Source organism: Hyphomicrobium sp. 01T421, from assembly GCF_056398805.1.
On sequence record NZ_JBFTQC010000002.1, the window covers coordinates 299376 to 317898 of the forward strand.

Annotated in this window: 18 protein-coding genes; 4 read left to right on the top strand and 14 right to left on the bottom strand. The window is 61.0% G+C overall.

From position 1 onward, the window contains the following. Positions 1-7 precede the first annotated feature (7 nt). Positions 8-694, top strand: a complete 687-nt coding sequence (locus AC1DK3_RS15775; protein WP_477193199.1) for a response regulator transcription factor — start codon at positions 8-10, stop codon at positions 692-694. A gap of 199 nt (positions 695-893) precedes the next feature. After that, positions 894-1418, top strand: coding sequence for a cyclic nucleotide-binding domain-containing protein (locus tag AC1DK3_RS15780; protein ID WP_477193200.1), 525 nt, complete (start codon positions 894-896; stop codon positions 1416-1418). Between the two features lie 391 nt (positions 1419-1809). Here the strand turns inward: AC1DK3_RS15780 and AC1DK3_RS15785 are convergent, their stop codons facing one another. The 4 genes from AC1DK3_RS15785 to AC1DK3_RS15800 all read right to left on the bottom strand — a co-directional run bounded on the left by AC1DK3_RS15785 (position 1810) and on the right by AC1DK3_RS15800 (position 7596). After that, positions 1810-2571, bottom strand: coding sequence for a LolA family protein (locus AC1DK3_RS15785; protein WP_477193201.1), 762 nt, complete (start codon positions 2569-2571; stop codon positions 1810-1812). A gap of 205 nt (positions 2572-2776) precedes the next feature. Then, the gene (locus tag AC1DK3_RS15790) at positions 2777-5530 is read right to left on the bottom strand and encodes an FtsK/SpoIIIE family DNA translocase (RefSeq protein ID WP_477193202.1); all 2754 of its coding nucleotides are present in this window, start codon (positions 5528-5530) and stop codon (positions 2777-2779) included. Between the two features lie 17 nt (positions 5531-5547). After that, positions 5548-6759 carry an aminotransferase class I/II-fold pyridoxal phosphate-dependent enzyme gene (locus AC1DK3_RS15795; protein ID WP_477193203.1) on the bottom strand — a complete coding sequence of 404 codons (1212 nt, stop codon included), beginning with the start codon at positions 6757-6759 and terminating at the stop codon, positions 5548-5550. Between the two features lie 84 nt (positions 6760-6843). Next, positions 6844-7596: a helix-turn-helix transcriptional regulator gene (locus AC1DK3_RS15800; protein ID WP_477193204.1), complete on the bottom strand. Its 753-nt coding sequence runs from the start codon at positions 7594-7596 to the stop codon at positions 6844-6846. A gap of 129 nt (positions 7597-7725) precedes the next feature. On the opposite strand from AC1DK3_RS15800, the gene AC1DK3_RS15805 reads away from it, so the two are divergent. Next, the gene (locus AC1DK3_RS15805) at positions 7726-8757 is read left to right on the top strand and encodes an MBL fold metallo-hydrolase (RefSeq protein WP_477193205.1); all 1032 of its coding nucleotides are present in this window, start codon (positions 7726-7728) and stop codon (positions 8755-8757) included. Between the two features lie 18 nt (positions 8758-8775). Here AC1DK3_RS15805 and AC1DK3_RS15810 read toward each other — a convergent pair whose 3' ends face one another. From AC1DK3_RS15810 to AC1DK3_RS15855, 10 genes are all read right to left on the bottom strand, one after another. Then, positions 8776-9159, bottom strand: a complete 384-nt coding sequence (locus AC1DK3_RS15810) for a VOC family protein (RefSeq protein ID WP_477193423.1) — start codon at positions 9157-9159, stop codon at positions 8776-8778. Positions 9160-9212: 53 nt separating this feature from the next. Continuing rightward, on the bottom strand, positions 9213-9992 hold the full coding sequence (locus tag AC1DK3_RS15815) for a succinate dehydrogenase iron-sulfur subunit (protein WP_477193206.1): 780 nt from the start codon (positions 9990-9992) through the stop codon (positions 9213-9215). Positions 9993-10098: 106 nt separating this feature from the next. Then, positions 10099-10698 (bottom strand): hypothetical protein, encoded by a 600-nt coding sequence (locus tag AC1DK3_RS15820; RefSeq protein ID WP_477193207.1) that lies wholly within the window; start codon positions 10696-10698, stop codon positions 10099-10101. An 84-nt stretch (positions 10699-10782) separates the two neighbouring features. Further along, the gene (gene sdhA / locus AC1DK3_RS15825; RefSeq protein ID WP_477193208.1) at positions 10783-12630 is read right to left on the bottom strand and encodes a succinate dehydrogenase flavoprotein subunit; all 1848 of its coding nucleotides are present in this window, start codon (positions 12628-12630) and stop codon (positions 10783-10785) included. A 5-nt stretch (positions 12631-12635) separates the two neighbouring features. Then, the gene (gene sdhD, locus AC1DK3_RS15830) at positions 12636-13019 is read right to left on the bottom strand and encodes a succinate dehydrogenase, hydrophobic membrane anchor protein (protein ID WP_477193209.1); all 384 of its coding nucleotides are present in this window, start codon (positions 13017-13019) and stop codon (positions 12636-12638) included. Then, on the bottom strand, positions 13019-13429 hold the full coding sequence (gene sdhC, locus AC1DK3_RS15835) for a succinate dehydrogenase, cytochrome b556 subunit (RefSeq protein WP_477193210.1): 411 nt from the start codon (positions 13427-13429) through the stop codon (positions 13019-13021). Before sdhC ends, sdhD begins: the two co-directional genes overlap by 1 nt. An 85-nt stretch (positions 13430-13514) precedes the next feature. Continuing rightward, entirely contained in the window at positions 13515-14492 is a 978-nt protein-coding gene (locus tag AC1DK3_RS15840; RefSeq protein WP_477193211.1) for an NAD(P)/FAD-dependent oxidoreductase, read from the bottom strand. 173 nt (positions 14493-14665) lie between these two features. After that, the gene (locus AC1DK3_RS15845) at positions 14666-15193 is read right to left on the bottom strand and encodes a superoxide dismutase family protein (RefSeq protein ID WP_477193212.1); all 528 of its coding nucleotides are present in this window, start codon (positions 15191-15193) and stop codon (positions 14666-14668) included. Between the two features lie 83 nt (positions 15194-15276). Continuing rightward, entirely contained in the window at positions 15277-16341 is a 1065-nt protein-coding gene (locus tag AC1DK3_RS15850) for a MaoC family dehydratase (protein ID WP_477193213.1), read from the bottom strand. A 183-nt stretch (positions 16342-16524) separates the two neighbouring features. Further along, complete coding sequence (locus AC1DK3_RS15855) at positions 16525-17424, bottom strand: HpcH/HpaI aldolase/citrate lyase family protein (protein ID WP_477193214.1); 900 nt, start codon at positions 17422-17424, stop codon at positions 16525-16527. A gap of 172 nt (positions 17425-17596) precedes the next feature. On the opposite strand from AC1DK3_RS15855, the gene AC1DK3_RS15860 reads away from it, so the two are divergent. Then, positions 17597-18511 (top strand): bifunctional hydroxymethylpyrimidine kinase/phosphomethylpyrimidine kinase, encoded by a 915-nt coding sequence (locus tag AC1DK3_RS15860; protein WP_477193215.1) that lies wholly within the window; start codon positions 17597-17599, stop codon positions 18509-18511. Positions 18512-18523: the final 12 nt, after the last annotated feature.

The window sequence follows — 18523 nt, forward strand, 5'->3', positions numbered from 1 at the left end:
CCCGTCCATGAGCACGGCCCGAAAGGTCCTCCTCGTCGACGACGATGAAGATCTGCGTACGTCGTTGAAAGATCAACTCGTCCTACACGATGAATTCGAGGTGTCGGAAGCCGCGACCGCGAGCAAAGGAATAGAAGCGGCAAAGACAGGCCGTTTCGATCTCGTTGTTTTCGACGTCGGCCTGCCGGACATGGACGGCCGCGAGGCCGTGAAGCTGCTTCGCAAATCGGGATTTAAAACCCCGATCGTGATGTTGACCGGCAATACATCGGACGCCGACCAGATTTTGGGGCTCGATGCCGGCGCCAATGATTACGTGCTAAAGCCGTTCAAGTTCGCGGTTCTCCTCGCGCGCATTCGCGCTCAGCTCCGCCAGCATGAGCAGAGCGAAGACGCTGTCTTCGCGATCGGCAGCTACACCTTCAAGCCCGCATCGAAACTTCTGGTAGATCAGACTGGCAGCAAGATCCGCCTGACGGAGAAAGAGACTTCGATCCTGAAGTATCTCTATCGCTCCGGCGACAAGGTCGTTTCGCGGGACGTCCTGCTGCACGAAGTCTGGGGCTACAACGCTGGCGTCACCACACACACTCTCGAAACGCACATCTATCGGTTGCGTCAGAAAATCGAGAAAGATCCTTCCAACGCCGAGTTGCTGATTACCGAGAGTGGTGGCTACAAGCTCGCGCCTTAGGCGAGTTGCATTAGCCTTTCGGGAAGCACTTCGACCGCGCATCCGTTGCTAATCGGATGCATCCACAGGCCCCTTCGCCGTTTGGCCCGGCGATTGTTTCGGGGACTGGCGAGTCGTGTTTTAAATTTCCCTCGCTCGGCGAGCCAAGCCACGTCGCTGGCGCGTTCGATCTGTCCTGTCGGCATGGAGTTCTAGAACGATGGCTATCGACGCCCTCGTCAAACCGCTTTTGGCGTTGCCGCTCTTCCAAGGTCTGACGCCACTGCAATTGACAGAGATCGTTCGGCGCGCGGAACGCATCATCTATCGACCGGGCGATGCCATCATCGCCGAGGATGAACCGAGCGACGCGGCAATCGTCATCGTCTCGGGCACCAGCGTCCGCATCAACGATCATCGCGACGTTCCGCAAAAATCGCGCGGCGAAACTCTGCCCGAAGGCGTGATGATCGCGGAATTGGCGATGTTCATTGAACTCGTGCACACGACGACGGTGATTGCGCAGAGCCAAGTGAAAGCACTGCGCCTCACGCGCCAGAAAATGCATGAGCTGATGGAGGAGGACACCGGGCTCGCGCAGCACTTCTCCTCGTGCATCACCACCCGGCTAAAACTATTGGCGAACGACATGAAAGCTGTTGATACGATCATGGAGCGTGCAACCGTCGCCCCACAGCTACCTCAGGTTCGCCCGAATCTGCCCATCGAAGCGCACCCAGGCTGACATCCAACGGCACCTCACGCTGACCCCAGCGTTTGAGCGCGGCAGATCTTGTCCAAATCTTGGCAAGAAAAAGGGCCGGAAATTGGGGGGCTGAATTAGGGGCTGAAAAAGAGTGCGCCCAGTCCCGGGGGGAGGAACTGGGCGCTATGCGCTTGTCGCGCTCGGCACCGGGAGGGAAGCCGGTACCAGAGGCGGCGTCTTCGGCTAGACGGGGGGCACTACCGAATACAGGGTGACGCCACCTGCATGATTGGACTTAAGCGCAAGCACACAGAATTCAATAGTGCCTGCGCGGGCACATCACGAAAATGTGAAGACAAACTTGAGTTTATCCACAGGTTGGGTATTGCATCGCGTCGAAAGCGCAACACCCTGATTTGCCATCAAAAACTCAGAAAGGGGTCGCCTTTTTTGGCCCAAGCGGTTGAATTTTAAATAAATTCCCATCGAGTTCATCGCTTTTGTTCAGCTGCGATAACTCGATTCGGGTGGCTTGGCCTTGCGGATCGGTAGTCACCCATTCCTTCAGTTCCAACGCCGGCTTGGTCGCCAGATACAGCTTTATCTTGCCCGGAGAATTGGGATCTTTGTCCTCCAGCGAGAGGACAATGAGGTCGTCGGCCTGCTGCACTTCGATGATGCGCGCATCGCGAATGAGATCGACATCTTTACGCAGCAAGAGCCGGAAAGGCGTTTGATCGAGCGACACCCGATCTTCGTTGTTCAAATCGAGATCTTGAATGGCAAGGTTCTCGCCGTCCGAAACGATGACTTGTTTCGACGGCAGAGCGTAATCGAACCGGAAGCGACCCGGTCGCTTGACGAAGAACTTCCCCTTCATCCGCTTGTTCTCGGCGTCCGTCTGAACGAACGCGCCCTTCAAATTCTGCAGAGACTGGAAATACCCGCTGACCTGCTCGACGAGCTTCGTCTGATTCGCATCGAGCGTGATGCCGTCAGGACTATTCGCGGGAGAAACCTCTCCCGTCCAACCCTTGACGGCGGGCTTAGCTGTATCTGCGGGCTTGGTTGCGTTGGCCGGCGGATTGACGATCGTATTCGTCGGCCCGTCCGGATCCTGCGCCGTGGCAGCTCCGATCGACGCGAGGGCAAAGCCCACCGACAAGGCGCCTACGCGCAAAATTTCGCTCATGAATCGTCCCATCGTGGCCCCCCAAAGCCCCGAAGCCCCATCGCGGGGCTCTGTACGCAGATTACGGTTTCGGCAAAGATTGCGTCCAGAACTAGGCGGAAATTCTATTGTGTTTGTTGCCTACGGCGATTGCCATGTCACAGGCAAGCCGCGAGCGGATTGACTAGGCGATTATCCTCAGTTGCAGCGCCGCGTGTTATCGATGTCACGCAGCAGCGTCGGCACCGCCGCCACGCGGAACGAGAATTTCGCGCTTCCCGACGGAGTTCGCCGCAGAAATAAGCCCTTCGCGTTCCATGCGCTCGATCAAATCCGCGGCCCGATTGTAACCGATCGAAAGCCGGCGTTGCACATAGCTCGTCGACGCCTTGCCGTCCCTCAAGACGATGGCGACGGCCCGATCGTAGAGGTCGTCGTCGCTCGCCTCCCGAACCCCGCCCGCAACGTCCGACGGCGGCGGCGCATCCGTAATGCCCTCGACGTATTTGGGTGATGCCTCTTGTCTCAGCGCATCCGCAAACGCCACGACTTCTTCGTCGGTGACGAATGCGCCGTGCACGCGCACGAGCTGCCCTGCCCCGGTCGAGTAGAGCATGTCGCCCTGGCCGAGCAGCTGCTCTGCGCCCTGCTCGTTGAGAATGGTGCGGCTGTCGATCTTCGAAGTGACCTTGAACGAAATGCGCGTCGGGAAGTTCGCCTTGATCGTTCCGGTGATGATGTCGACCGAGGGCCGCTGCGTCGCCATGATGAGATGGATACCGGCAGCCCGTGCCATCTGTGCAAGACGCTGCACAGAGGCTTCGACCTCGCGGCCCGCAACGATCATCAGGTCCGCGAACTCATCGACGATGATGACGATGCGCGGCAACGGCTCGAGATCCATTTTCTGCGTCTCGAACCGCGCCTGGCCTGACTTGTCGAATCCCGTTTGAACCGTGCGCGACAGCATCTCGCCGCGCTTCTTCGCGTTGCGCACGCGATTGTTGAAGACGTCGATATTGCGCACCGAAAGCCCGGCCATGCGCTTGTAGCGCTCTTCCATTTCGCGCACCGCCCAATTGAGCGCGGCAACGGCCTTGTGCGGATCGGTGATGACCGGCGTCAGCAAATGCGGAATGCCGTTGTAGACCGAGAGCTCAAGCATCTTCGGGTCGATCATCAGCATGCGGCAATCGTCGGGCGAATGACGACAGAGAAGCGATAGCACCATCGAATTGATGCCGACGGATTTGCCAGACCCCGTCGTACCCGCGACCAACAGGTGCGGCATGCGCGCGAGGTCGGCGACGACCGGATCGCCGCTGATCGATTTGCCGAGCCCAAGCGGCAAGCCTGCGCTCTCCGCCTTGAACGTGTCGGCTTCGAGAATTTCGCGTAAAAGCACGGTTTCGCGGCGCGTGTTCGGCAATTCGAGACCGATGGCATTGCGGCCGGGCACGACGGCCGCGCGAACGCTCGCGACACTCATCGAGCGCGCGATATCTTCCGCAAGTCCGATGACGCGCGAAGACTTCGTGCCGCGAGACGGCTCGAGTTCGTAAAGCGTCACGACCGGACCGGGACGGATATCCTTGATTTCGCCTTTGATGCCGAAGTCCGCGAGCACGTCCTCGAGCAGTCGCGCGTTTCCGCGCATGACGGTCTGCGACAGCTCCGGACGCGGCTTCTGAGCGCCGGGCCGCTTCAGCATATTGAGAGAAGGGCGTTTCCATTGAGGTTGCACGCGCGACCACGCCATACCCGCAAGAAGCCCATTGCTCTGAGTTGCAGCTGGCTTCGCCGGTGAAGCGGGCCGTTGCGGCTGAGGGGCGGCTGTCGCTGCCGGAATGGGCGGTGGCATGACTGCAGGCGCCCGCTCGGATGACCGATCCGGAGACCTCTCGTATTTCTCGTATTCCCGGCCTGCAGAAGCCGGCGCAAAGCGCGCTGCGATTTCGCGGCTGGAATTGTCGATGCTGTCGTCGAAATCGAACTCGCGGTTGAGGATGTCGTCCGCGGAATGGTCACGCGAAACGTCCGCCTCATTGGCACCAGGATTGATCCCGGCCCGGTCGAAGTTCTCCCGCGCGCCATGCATCTCGTCGTGGGGCGAAACGTTGAGCGACACATCGGAATGGACGTCGGCATCCCCATCCCGGCGCGGACGCGCCGTGCGTTCCGGATTGAGATCGAGGGTACGCGTCGGCCCATCCGCGTACGCGTCGAGCGAAGAATACGTGTCAGCGGATCCAGCCGCCTCGGAGGATCGCCCGAACCAGCTCTTTCGAACACGGGCAGCACCGGCTGCGAATACAGGAGCGATAGCGGCCGCTTCTTCCAAGCGGCGCTTGCTTGTCGCGTAGCGCAAACCCGAGCTCAAAGAACTGAGCAGCGACCTGAAGACGGCCTCAGGCTCGAACCCGATCGCTTTGCCGGACGTCTGGATCGCCGCGGCCATGAGCACGCAGCCGGCGGCGAGCGGAGCCCGCTCCTCGTTCAGCATCGCAAAAATTTTGAGCGCCAAATGATAGACGCCATCGCCCAGAAGCCCGCCGTAGCCATGACGGAGCGGCCACCCGGTCATCATCGGCAGAGCAGAGATCGCCCCGACGAGCGCTAAAATCGAAAGCGGATAAAAGCCGAGCTTCACGCGGCCTTGATCGACACGCTCTGATCTGACCATTTCAATTCCCCAGACGACGGGAGCAACGAGCGCGATGACCGCTCCGAAACCCAACATCTGGAAGAGAAGATCAGAAATGATTGCACCGACCGGCCCCGCGAAGTTGCGAGCGGCAACAGTCGTCGTGTGGGTCAGGCTCGGATCGAGCACGGACCACGACACAAGGCTGACCCAGATGAGCGCCGTCGAGCCGAGCAAAATTGCCCCGCCAAAGCGGCCTACCCAGCCTAACAGCCGGTCCTCCAGAGACTGCGGAAGCAGCCGCTGAGGATCCAATCCACGCGTATCAAGCGACATAACGGCGAACGTACTCTTTAACGCAGCACGGAAATCGTGCGTTCGAGCGCTTCCCGGATCGTCGAAGAGTCTTGCACCATCGCGACGCGCACATAGTCCGCGCCGGGGTTGGTGCCGTCCCGTCCCGTCTGAGCCAGAAAGCTGCCGGGAATAACCTTGACGCCTGCACGTTGCCATAAGGTTACCGCCGCCTGAGCGCCGCCACCGAATTGGCTCAAATCAAGCCAGAGACAGAAGCCGCCCGCGGGGCGTTTATAGCCGTAACGGTCACCTAACACATTGTCAGCAATGAGGAATTTGTCTCTATAAGCCGCTCGAGAGGTCTCAACATGAGCCTCGTCGCGCCAAATGGCGGCGGACGCATGTTGTACCGGCAGCGGCACGGTCGGAGCGCACATGTTCCGGACCTCGCCGTAGGCCTCGAGGAAAGTCTCATCTCCAGCACAAAAGCCGGATCGAAGTCCCGGCAGGTTCGAACGCTTGGACAGCGAATTGAAAACCACGAGATTGCGGAAGCGCTCGGGCGTCTGAATAGCGACTTCGAGACCGCCCGTCGGCGGAGCCTCTGTATAAATCTCCGAATAGCATTCATCGAGAAACAGCATGAAGTCATGCGCGCGGGCGAGTTCGAGCGCCTTCAGGATGTAACGCCTATCGGCAACCGCGCCCTGCGGATTGGCGGGCGAGTTGATGAAAAGTGCCGCCGTTCGGGCGAGCAGGCTCTTATCGCGCGCGATCTCATCGAGATCCGGAAGGAAGCCCGTCGCCTTGGTCGCGTTGAGATACACGGGCTCGGCGCCGACCGCCAACGCACCGGCGACGTAGGCCGAATAATAGGGATTGCACATCAGGATCGCGGGACGCCCCTTGATCTCCTTGCGTCCAACGGCCGGAAGGCACGCGAAGAACAGCCCTTCCCGCGAGCCGCTGAGCATCAGCACTTCCCGCTCGTGATCGACCGCCGATGGCAACGCGTAACGCTTCTGAAGCCACTCGGAAATCGCGAGCCGCGCATCCTCCGCGCCGCGGATCGGCGGATATTTCCCGTAAAGCGCCGTCGCCTCGGCGAGCTTCGCCGCAATGAAATCCGGCATCGCCTCGCGCGGTTCGCCGATCGTCAGCTCAACAGGCTTCTCGTGGCCGGATGGAATACCGGCGAGAAGCTTCCGAAGCTGCGTGAAGGGCGAGGAAATCGCGCCGGATGTGAGAGAGGAAAGCGGATGGCTCATCAGCGGACAGTCGAGGCTGCGTCTAAGCCGCTATCGCACGCTCGCGCGCCAGATGGAAGCGGGAAGCGGTAAGCGCGGCAAAGCTCACGACCTGACATTCGCGAGGCTGCGCGATGCGGGCGCACCGAATATCCGGCGAAATTCGTGCGCAAAGTGCGGCTGATCGTAAAAACCCGCGGCATGCGCGGCGGTCGTGAAGTTGCTGCCGGCGACGACTTCCGAAACGGCGGCCCGCATCCTGGTCCAGGCGGCGTAGCGGCGGTAGGAAACGCCGGTCTCCTGTTTGAAGAGATGCTGAAACCGCGACATCGAAAGACCGGAGCCTCGAGCGGCATCGGCGACACTTGGCGGACCCGCACGCCCGACGTCCATCTTGGCGTCCATTTCTCTTTCGTCACGCTCCTTCACCGCGATCGCCTCGATGGCCCGCGCCACGCGAAAGTCGATCGTCGGGCGAGTTCCAGACTTCGAAAATTCGATGAGCTCGGCCGCGGCTTCATGCACCCATCGAGAACTTCCCGCATCCTCGTAGATCCCGCGCAGCAGGCCGAGGTCCGACTGCTGTCCGATCAGAGCGCCATGTTCTTCGCGCGTCTCCTGGATGAGTGCTGCAAGGCCTTCGGCAGAGGTTTCAGTGGGCTCGACGTAAAGAACAGCCAACGGACGGCCGTCCGCGTCGAACTCATACGCGTCTCCGGCGCGGATGATCGCGGCCCGGCAGGAAAACCAGTTGCCGCCGCCGAGCTTCAGCCGAAAGTCATCGTAGAGCCCTGCGAGAAGCACCGAAGCGCTATGACTGTGAAGTGCATTCCGCCGCAAACAACCGGCGAAAAGCATCCGCCCGTCCCCGACATGCCACAACGGTTTGGGGCCTTGGTTCACGTCAGTAGCAGGTTCGTACAAGCGCGCGTCCTCTCTCCCAGTCTAGCCTCGCCCAATCTTTTAACACCTCCGTGGGACGCCGAAATGTCGAAGACAACCGCAAATGAAATCTCGGGCAAAGTGCCCGCCGCGCTGAACTTCGACCGCCGCAGGCTTCTAGCAGCAGGCCTCGGTCTCGCAGCAATGCCCGCACTGAGCCTGTCGACGGCATCACGCGGCGAAGCTTCGGCCGCATTGCTCGGCGGTTGGCAGCCGAAATTTTATCGCTTCAAACTCGGCGACTTCGAGATCACGACAATTTCGGATTCGGAATCCTTCATCGACGGACCGTTCCCGCTCATCGGCAAAAACGCCGACGAAGCCGACGTCCGAAAGCTGATGCGCGACAATCTCTTGCCCGAACAGAAATATCAGCCCGGCTTTTCTCCGACGATCGTCAACACGGGGAAGGAAATCATCCTGATCGACACCGGAAACGGCTCCAATGGCTTTATCCCGCGTCCCGATGGCGGATGGCTCGCAGCACAACTCGCACCGGCCGGATTCAAGCGCGAAGATATCGACATCGTTCTTCTGAGCCACGGCCACCCCGATCACATCGGCGGCGTCATGGAGAACGGCGAACCACTTTTCCCGAACGCGCGCTACGTGATCAGCGGCATCGAGCACGACTTCTGGGCTCCAGAGGGAAAATTCTCAGGCGACATGGAAAAGTTCGCCAGTGTTTACCGGGCCAACTCGAAACCGATCGTCGACAAGTACACGTTCATAAAACCCGGAGACGATGTGGTGAGCGGTATCCGCGCCGTTGAAGCCCATGGCCACACGCCCGGACACCTCGCCTACATGATCGAGAGTCGCGGCAAATCGATTCTGTTCTGGGGTGATTGCGCCCACCATCAGGTCGCGTCGCTCGCGCATCCGGAATGGCACTGCGTTTTCGACACCGACAAAGAGCAGAGCGTGGCGACGCGACGGCGCATATTCGATATGGCAGCAACGGATCGCCTGCCGGTCATCGGCTACCATATGCCGTTCCCGTCGCTAGGGTATGTGGAAACAATCGCACCCGGCAGCTACCGCTGGCTGGCCCACACCTATCAGCTCAACCTCTAACGTCAGCAGGCGGAGCGATTATTCCGGCAGATGCGTCACGGCCTCGATGTTGTGCCCGTCGGGGTCGATGACGAAGCCGCCGTAATAGTTGGCGTGATAATGCGGCCTGAGGCCGGGCGGTCCATTGTCCTTGCCGCCGGCGGCAATCGCCGCATCGTAGAAGGCTTGCACTTCCGCCCGATTCTGCGCGGAAAACGCGACGTGCAGCCGGCCCTTCAGCGCCGTTCCGGTACCGATCCAAAACTGCGGACGCTCGCGCCCGAAGCCCGCGTAGCCGTCTTCGTCCTCTTCCGAGAATTTCATTTCCTTGAGGAGCAGAATGCCCAAAGGCGCCAGCGCCTTGGTGTAGAAATTCAGCGACCGATTGTAGTCGGAAATCGGGAAACCGATGTGATCGAGAATGTCCAGCACGGCTGCTCCTATCGACTGGCTGTCTGATCGAGCGGCGCGAATTTCTAGACGCGCCGTTCCACCATCAGCTTCTTCAGTTCGGCAATGGCTTTGGCAGGCGACAAACCTTTCGGGCACGCCTTCGCGCAGTTCATGATCGTATGGCAGCGGTAAAGACGGAACGGATCTTCGAGATTGTCGAGCCGTTCGCCAGTCGCCTCGTCGCGGCTGTCGACCACCCAGCGATAGGCCTGCAGCAGAATAGCAGGACCGAGATACCGATCGGAGTTCCACCAATAGCTAGGGCACGACGCCGAGCAGCACGCGCAAAGAATGCACTCGTAAAGACCGTCGAGCTTCTCGCGGTCATCGCGCGACTGCCGCCACTCTTTCGGCGGCGTCGGGCTATCCGTCTTGAGCCACGGCTCGATCGATGCGTGCTGCGCGTAGAAGTTCGTCAGATCAGGGATGAGATCCTTCACGACCTTCATGTGCGGCAAAGGATAGACCTTCACGGCGCCCTTGACCTCGTCGATACCCTTCAAGCAAGCGAGAGTATTCGTGCCGTCGATGTTCATGGAGCACGAGCCGCAGATGCCTTCGCGGCACGAACGGCGGAAGGTCAGCGTCGGGTCGATCTCGTTCTTGATCTTGATGAGCGCGTCGAGCACCATCGGCCCGCACTGCTTCTGATCGATATGATACGTGTCGATACGCGGATTTCGGCTGTCGTCCGGGTTCCAGCGATAGACGCGGAACTCCTTCCAGTCGCCGTCATGATCCGGCTTGTTCCAGGTCTTGCCCTCGGAAATCTTCGAATTTTTTGGAAGCGTGAGCTCAACCATGAGACTTCGGGGTCCCGCCTGCGGAAAATAACGAACTGTCTAATGACAGAAGCTTGAACAAGCCACCAGTGTCAACATGCGGGACCGCCGCGCGCGGTTCTTTCGCTTAGCCGGCTTTCTGGTGCTTCTTGAGCTCCCGGACGAGAGCCGTCAGCTGATCGGCAATCTCGGCCCCTGTATCGACGGCAACGCGCAGCGGCACCCGCGATTGGATGATTTCGTTGAGCCGCTCCTGCTGCTCGCCGAACCCGAAAAAGATCTCTTCAGGTGCGTCGATATCGCCGTCCTCGATGGCGGTCATCACGTCGAACGCGTTCTGGGCGGCCAGAACCAGCATCGACGCAATGTCGTTCATCAGTTGCAGATAAAGGCGTTGTGCGTCGGCGCGGATGCGCTGCCCATGGACACCGAATTTGAGGGGTGCCGACGCCTGCCCGCCTTCGCCGGCGAAAACGCGGGGGTGCCGCTGAAAGCGGCGGAAAATCTCGGCAAGGCCGATGCAGCAGGTTTCGAGATCACGAAGCGCCGCGCCGGTTTTGCGCTTCGTTCGCGTGCGCGTCGCGAGCTTTCCCTCTCCCGACCAGTTGATGGCGGCGATCGACGCGACGGCTCCGAGCGCCGCCAACGCGGGCAGCACCGCCGCGAACGGATCGGGCGACATCCGCGTGTCGGTCTCGTCGGCGTCTTCCCTCGGAACTTTGCTCAAGCCTGATGCGCCTTTCCAGTAGCGGCCGCACCATAGGCGACTTCCTGTGACGGCGCTATTTGTACTCGCGCCATCCAGAACCGCTCAATAAACCCGCGCCTTGGGCTCGATGTACTTGACCTCGTTGGTCATCGTCTTGGTATGCACCGGCCTGTCGTCGATCTTGACGGTCTTCGTCGCATAATCGGCCCAGGTGAGCGTGTGCTTCATCCAGTTGACGTCGTCGCGCTTCGGATAGTCCTCGCGCGCATGTGCGCCCCGGCTCTCCTTGCGGTTCTCCGCCCCGACGACCGTGACGGCCGCCTGCGATATCAGATTGTCGAACTCCAGCGTTTCGACGAGATCCGAATTCCAAATGAGCGAACGATCCGTGACCGAGATGTCATTCGCGTCGCGCCACACCGCATTAATCTTTTCGACGCCTTCTTTCAGCACCGGTCCATCCCGGAACACGGCGCAGTTCGCTTGCATCGTCTTCTGCATGCGGAGCCTGAGCGCCGCCGTCGGCGTTGAACCCTTGGCGTAACGGAAGCGGTCGAGCCGCGCGAGCGCCGGCTCGTTGGCATCTTTCGCCATATCAGGCTGGGACGCGCCCGCTTCGATCGTCTCCGCGCAGCGAAGCCCGGCCGCGCGGCCGAAGACGACGAGATCGATCAGCGAATTCGAGCCGAGGCGGTTGGCGCCGTGCACCGATACGCACGCCGCTTCGCCGATTGCCATCAGGCCCGGCACCACGTGATCTGGATCGCCGTCCTTCTTCGTCAGAACTTCACCGTGATAATTCGTCGGTATGCCGCCCATGTTGTAATGGACCGTCGGCAGCACGGGGATAGGCTGACGGCGAAGATCGACGCCGGCAAAGACCTTCGCGTTCTCGGTAATGCCCGGCAAACGCTCCGCAAGAATTTTCGGATCGAGATGATCGAGATGCAGATAGATGTGATCTGATTCCGCCCCGACGCCGCGGCCCTCGCGAATTTCGATCGTCATCGAGCGCGAGACGACATCACGCGACGCGAGATCCTTCGCGTGCGGCGCGTAACGCTCCATGAAGCGCTCGCCCTTCGAGTTGGTGAGATATCCGCCTTCGCCGCGCGCACCTTCCGTGATCAGCACGCCCGCGCCGTAAATTCCGGTCGGATGAAACTGCACGAATTCCATGTCCTGAAGCGGCAGACCGGCGCGCAGAACCATCGCGTTGCCGTCGCCCGTGCAGGTGTGCGCCGATGTGCACGAAAAATACGTTCGACCATATCCGCCCGTCGCGAGAATGGTCTTCTTCGCGCGGAACCGATGCACGGTGCCGTCATCGAGATTGAGCGCCATGATGCCCCGGCAAACGCCGTCGCGGTCCATGATCAGGTCGAGCGCGAAATACTCGATGAAGAACTCGGCCGACTGCCGCAGCGATTGGCCGTACAGTGTATGCAGCATCGCGTGACCGGTGCGATCGGCGGCGGCGCACGTGCGCTGCGCGGGCGGACCCTCGCCGTAGTCGGTCGTCATGCCGCCGAAAGGCCGCTGATAGATCTTGCCGTCTTCGGTGCGCGAAAACGGAACGCCGTAATGCTCGAGCTCGTAAACGGCGGCGGGCGCGTTGCGGCAAAGATATTCGATCGCGTCCTGGTCGCCGAGCCAATCGGAGCCCTTGACGGTGTCGTACATGTGCCAGCGCCAGTCGTCGCGACCCATGTTGCCGAGCGCCGCGGCAACGCCGCCCTGCGCCGCGACGGTGTGCGACCGCGTCGGAAAAACCTTCGTCACGCACGCGGTTTTAAGACCGGCCTCCGCACAGCCGAGCGTCGCCCGAAGTCCCGCACCGCCGGCGCCGACGACGACGACATCGTAGACATGATCCTGCACGGGATAGGCCTTGCCGACCTGGGAAGGCGCGGCAATCGCACCATTGGCTTTGCCATTCGCTGCCGACATCCGTCTTAGGCTCCAAAGCTCAGTTTCAAAATGGCGAACACGCTCACGAGCGCGATGAAGATCGCAAAGAACGTGTTCAGCATGAGGGCTGCGAGCTTCAGCCCTTCCTCATGCACATAGTCTTCAATGATCGTTTGCATGCCGAGCCGCATGTGAATGGTGCCCGACAGGATTAGCCCGAGCAACGCAAGCGCGATCAGCGGGTTTCCGAGCTTCTGGCGCACGGTCGCGTAATCGGCACCGAGCAACGACACGATGAGCCAAACGAGGAAGATGCCGAGAAACACGTTGGCGACCGCCGTCACCCGCTGCTTCCAAAAGTGATCGGTGCCTTCTTTCGCCGACCCGAGGTAGCGAACTTTCTTCAGCGGCGTGCGCATCGATTTCATCAGGCGCCCCCGAGAGCGACGAACGCCCAGATGATGGCGGTCAGCGTGAAAGATGCCGCGAGCGAGCCCCACGATAGAATGTCGATCGTCTTGAGGCCGTAGCCGTGTCCCGTGTCCCAAAGGAAGTGGCGCAGGCCGCCGAGCATGTGGTTCATGAGAACCCACGTGTATCCGAGCAGAATGATCTTGCCGGGCATAGTGGCGAACCAGCTCGAGACATAGTTGTAATAGTCAGGGCCCGACGCCGCCGCGATCAGCCACCACGCGAGCAGCAGCGAGCCGGCGTAAAGCGCAGCGCCAGTGATGCGATGCAGGATCGACATCACCATATTGATGAGCGGAGAATAGATTTGAAGGTGTGGCGAGAGCGGCCGCTCGGGTCGCACGCCGCGGCCTGATGTAGCCTCCATCGGACGTCCTTCTGATGCGTGTGAAGCAAACGTGTAGCGGCTCGAAGCGAGCGCGGCAATTCGCCAAATGCCACAGAGAGTGGGACTAGGCCAGCGAATTGACGATCGCCCGGCCGAGCGCACCGCCGCTATCGAAGGCATGCTCGGCGGACGCCCCAAGGCACCAGTCACCGGCAACGCCCGCCCTGTGCTCCGGGGAATAGAGATGCGACTCCCCGAGCGGCCGATCGACGAGCCCCTGACGCCAAAGGTGCGCCGTCATCCGCGACGGTCTGACAGGTGGCAGATCCAAGGCGTAGCTGACCTGGCTCCAAAGCTCCGCCGCGACATCGTCGGGATCGGCATCCTCCGCCTGCAAACTCCAGACGGGCGAAGCATGGATGACGAGATTCTCGCCCGCTGGATTACGGCCGGGCTTCGTATTGTTGCGAGCGATCCACGTGATGCTCTCCGACATATCCGTGAAGACGTCCTGAGCCGGAAAGACCTTCTCTTCGATCCGCACCATCGAGGCCCAGCACGGCGTCATGCACACGTCCGCGAGCGGCGCCGCGAATTCACCGATGCGCCCGAGAAGCAATCGCGCTTGCGCCGCGGGCACCGCGACGGCGACGGCATCGAACGGACCGGCCGATGCTTGATCCTCGAACCACAGGTGCCAGCCCTTGTCGCGCCGCTCCAGCGACTGAACGCGCCGGCCGGTCGTCACGCGTACCCCCTCGACGAGCGGCCGGAAGAGCGACGACATTCCGGGCGTGCCGACGACCCACGGCTGGCTTTGCTCGTCCGCTCGCGTCCCATTGCTGGTCGCCCGCGGTGCCCACTGACCGGCGTAGCCGAGGCCGGAAACCTCATCGAGAAAATCTTGAAAACCTTCCGAATGCCCGGAGAGGTACTGCGCCCCGTGATCGAACGTATCGTTGCCGATGCGCGTCGTTGCGATGCGGCCGCCGATATTCCGGTCTTGCTCGAAGACATCGACAACAAAGCCCGCCCGCCGAAGCAGGCGCGCACACGACAGGCCGGCCATCCCAGCGCCGATAATGGCAACTTTGTTTGGCACTGAAGGCTCGCTTCCAAGACCCTGCGCGCCTCGCGGCGCGACGCGCCACGACGACGACCCGGCGTCAACGGAACCAGCTTGTATAGGAATTCTTGCCCAATCGTTATCGAAGCATATCGGGCGGTTGAGTGATCAACGTATAAATCACGATGATTGCGCGTCGGCCGCGTCGCCTACTGCGCTTTGAGGACACCGCAGGCAATCCTCGGCTCAGCTCCGCCTTCGGGATCGGCCTGATAATCGTCCGCTTTTTCGAACAATACGAGCGACGACCCATCGGGATCGAAAAGCGAGTCTTCGGTATCTTTGCTGAGATGCAGGTAGGGACTGAGGATCTCGGCCAAAGCTACGCCGTCGGCCCCGGCGACGACGTTTGGCAAATCCCCCGCCATCGGACCTTCCTCGTTGAGGAAACCGTGCTTCGCCCCGAGGGGATTATAAATCGCGCCCGCCGACGAAAAATCGCCTTCGCACTTGCCGGCTTCGTGAAGGTGCAGTCCGTGCGCGCCGGGCGTCAATCCTTTGAGATCGATCTTCAGGAGAACGCCCGCGGCGATTTCCGTCAGCGTGATGGTGCCCGCGCTGCTGCCGTTGGCAAACTTGATCTCGGCGACCGCGGTCTCTCCCATGGCTTCCGCCCTCGGGGTTGCAGCAAAGAGAAGGACCGCCACCGCCGCAGTTGCCGTCGTTCCGATCTTCATGCGACTGCTCCCCTTGCATCACGCGCCGCCGGACGGTTGAACCGCCGCGAACGGCCCCACGCTGGCCCAGTGCCGAGTTTCGCTTACACCCGGCGAGGCAGCAGAAGCCACGTATCGAGATCGAGGACAACCCCCTCCGCGTACTCGCCCGTCGGCGTTTTGAGCGGCAGCGACGCGCAATCCTGGTTTTTGACGCCAACGAACCGGACACGCAGCGCACCGATGTCCTTGCGGCCAGGAATCTCTGCTTTTTCAAGCACTTCCGACCAGGCGTAAATCGTATCGCCTGCGAAGGTCGGGGCCACATGGCGCCCGCCATTGATCGCCGCGAGATGGAACGCGTTGCCGAGCCCGTTGTAGGACAGCGCCCGAACGAGCGAGATCACGACGCCGCCGTAGACGATGCGTTTGCCGAAGCGCCCCTTGGATTCCGTGTGCTGATTGAAGTGCACCTTGGCGGTGTTCTGATAAAGCCGCGTCGCCGTCTGGTGCTCGGCTTCTTCGAGTGTCATGCCGTCGATGTGGTCGATCTTCTCGCCCGGCTCGTAGTCTTCCCACCGATGCGGCGAGCCCGACAGGGCGAAATCGTATTTGCTGATATCGAGCGGCGGCACGGCGCGGCCCAAGTCTTGCGGGTCGACGCGTTCGGGAAGCTTCGGTACGACCGCTTCCGGCGCTGGCGAACCCTTGGTGCGCTTGCGCACCATCACCCAACGGCAATATTCGAGCACGATTTCATCGTGCTGATTGCGCCCCGTCGAACGTACGTAGACGGTGCCCGTCTCGCCATTCGAATTTTCCTTGAGCCCGATCACCTCCGACGTCGAGGACAACGTATCGCCCGGATAGACCGGCTTCAGGAACCGGCAATCGGCATACCCGAGGTTTGCGATAGCGTTGAGAGAGATATCGGGCGTCGTCTTCCCGAAGACCACATGAAACGTCAGCATGTCGTCGAGCGGCGCCCTCGGATACCCGAGCGCCGTCGCGAAGGTATCAGCCGATTGAACGGCGAACCGGGAACCGTAAAGGGCGGTGTAAAGCGCGACGTCGCCGTCGGTGACGGTTCTAGGCGTCGCGTGATGGATCATTTGGCCGTACGTGAAATCTTCGAAGAAATTGCCTGCGTTGGTCTTTGTACCGGCCATCGTCCCCGCCTTGTATTTCGGAAAGTATTTCGGAATGCCCAGAAACTGGGCTTCGGTTACTTACGTCTTTTTCGGTCAGCCTTTTTCGGCCAGCCCTATTTCGGGATGTCCACCCGCAACCGCAACTTTTTTCGCGATTTGAGGACGCGATCTAGGGCCGCAGAAGGCAGCGGGCCGCCCTTTTCAGAACCAGGGCTCTTCCACCCTGGAGCGAGCGCTGATCGCCTCGGCAATCGCCGCGACCCGCTTCGCCATGACGAGGTGCAGCCGTTCGACCATGCGCCCCTCGACCGTGATGACGCCCTTGCGCGCATTCTCGGGCTCTTCGAACGCCCTGATGATCTTGCGCGCCCACGCAATTTCCTCATCGGTCGGCGAAAAGACCTCGTTGCACGGCACCACCTGCGAGGGATGGATTAACGTTTTCCCGTCCATGCCGAGCGTCCGGCCGTGCTCGCACTCGGCCCGAAAACCCAAATCATCCTTGAAATCGTTGTACACGCCATCGATCACGTCGAGCCCGTAGGCGCGCGCCGCGACGAGCGTCATCGCGAGCCAGGGAACGACCGCGAAACGGTTGCTGCTGGCGAGCGCCCTGCTCTCCTTCAAGAGGTCGTTCGTGCCGAGAACCAAACAGACGAGCCGGTTGTCGGGATCAGGGCCGCAAGCCGCGATTTCCTTGGCGTTGATGATACCCATGGGCGTTTCGATCATCGCCCAGAGCCTGATGCGCGGATCGGCCTCCGCCGCCTTGACGACCTTGGCAGTGCCCAAGATATCGCCCGAGTTTGAAACCTTCGGGATGAGGATCGCGTCTGGAACCGCCGCGATCGCCGCGTGAAGGTCCACCATCCCCCACGGCGTTTCGATCGGATTGACGCGCAGGATCACCTCTCGAGACCCGAAGCCGCCCTCATGAATGGCCGCGATCGCCTGATTGCGCGCCCGTTCCTTGTTCGCCGGAGCGACCGAGTCTTCGAGATCTATGATGATCGCATCCGCCGGCAGCGTTCTCGCTTTCTCGAGCGCCCGCTCGTTGTCGCCCGGAAGATAGAGAACACTGCGTCTCGGTCTCATGACCATTGCGTCGACTCCGAGATGAATTGCCGGATTGTGCAACGCAACCATCCCGCTTTGCAACCTTGAGCGGAACCGAGGTTTCACAGCGTTTCACATGAATCATAGTGCTCTCGCTGGGTACGTCCCCTGCGTGCTGGTATAGGACACTCACCCCTCCAACGACTTTATCGGCCTCATGTCCCGAATCCTGATGATTTCCTCGTACGTCGCCCGCGATCCCGTGGGGCTGACCGCCACGATGCCGCCCTTGCAGCGAGCCGGCATCGAGGTCGTGGGATTGCCGACGGTCGTCCTCTCCAACCACCCGATACGGACCCATATCGCCGGCATGACGCTCGATCCGGCCCTTCTCGACAACATGATCGGGGCACTCGAGAAAAATGGCTGGCTCGGAAATTTCGACGCTGTCTTCTCAGGTTATCTCCCGTCCGCCGGGCACGTGGAAATCGTCRCCGCCACCGTCAAGCGCATGCGGGGATTGAATGCCGCGCTGACTTACATCTGCGACCCGATCTTTGGCGACGATCCGAAAGGCCATTACCTCGACGAACAGGCAGCCGCCGCGACCCGTGATCTCTTGCTTCCCCTCGCCGACGTCCTGACGCCAAACCGGTTCGAGCTGTCCTGGCTCTCCGGCGTCGACGTCAGATCGCGTGCAGATGCCCTCGAAGCGATCGGCAGGCTCAGAGCGTTTTCAAGCGAAGTGGATACCGGTTCGCGTGAAGAAAACGCGACAGACAAAAAACCTATTCGCCCGATCGTCGCCGGCACGTCGATACCGGATGGACCATCGCAACTGGCAACCGCGCTCGTCGCCGGTGACGACGCATTCATCGGCACCGTCGAGAGATGGAACGACGTTCCCCACGGCACCGGCGATATTTTCGCAGGCTGCTTGACGGCCAAGCTGATGCTCGGGCAATCGCCCAAGCAAGCGCTCGGATATGCCATCGCGGGCGTGCGGCGAACGCTCGAAGTCAGCCGCGGCAGCGATCATCTGCTACCCCATCTCGTGGACTGGGAAAACGGCTTCTCAGCCGACGAAATCGAGGCGTTCCCGCTGCGCAAATCCGCACGCAACCAGCCGTAAGTCTTGCTGATC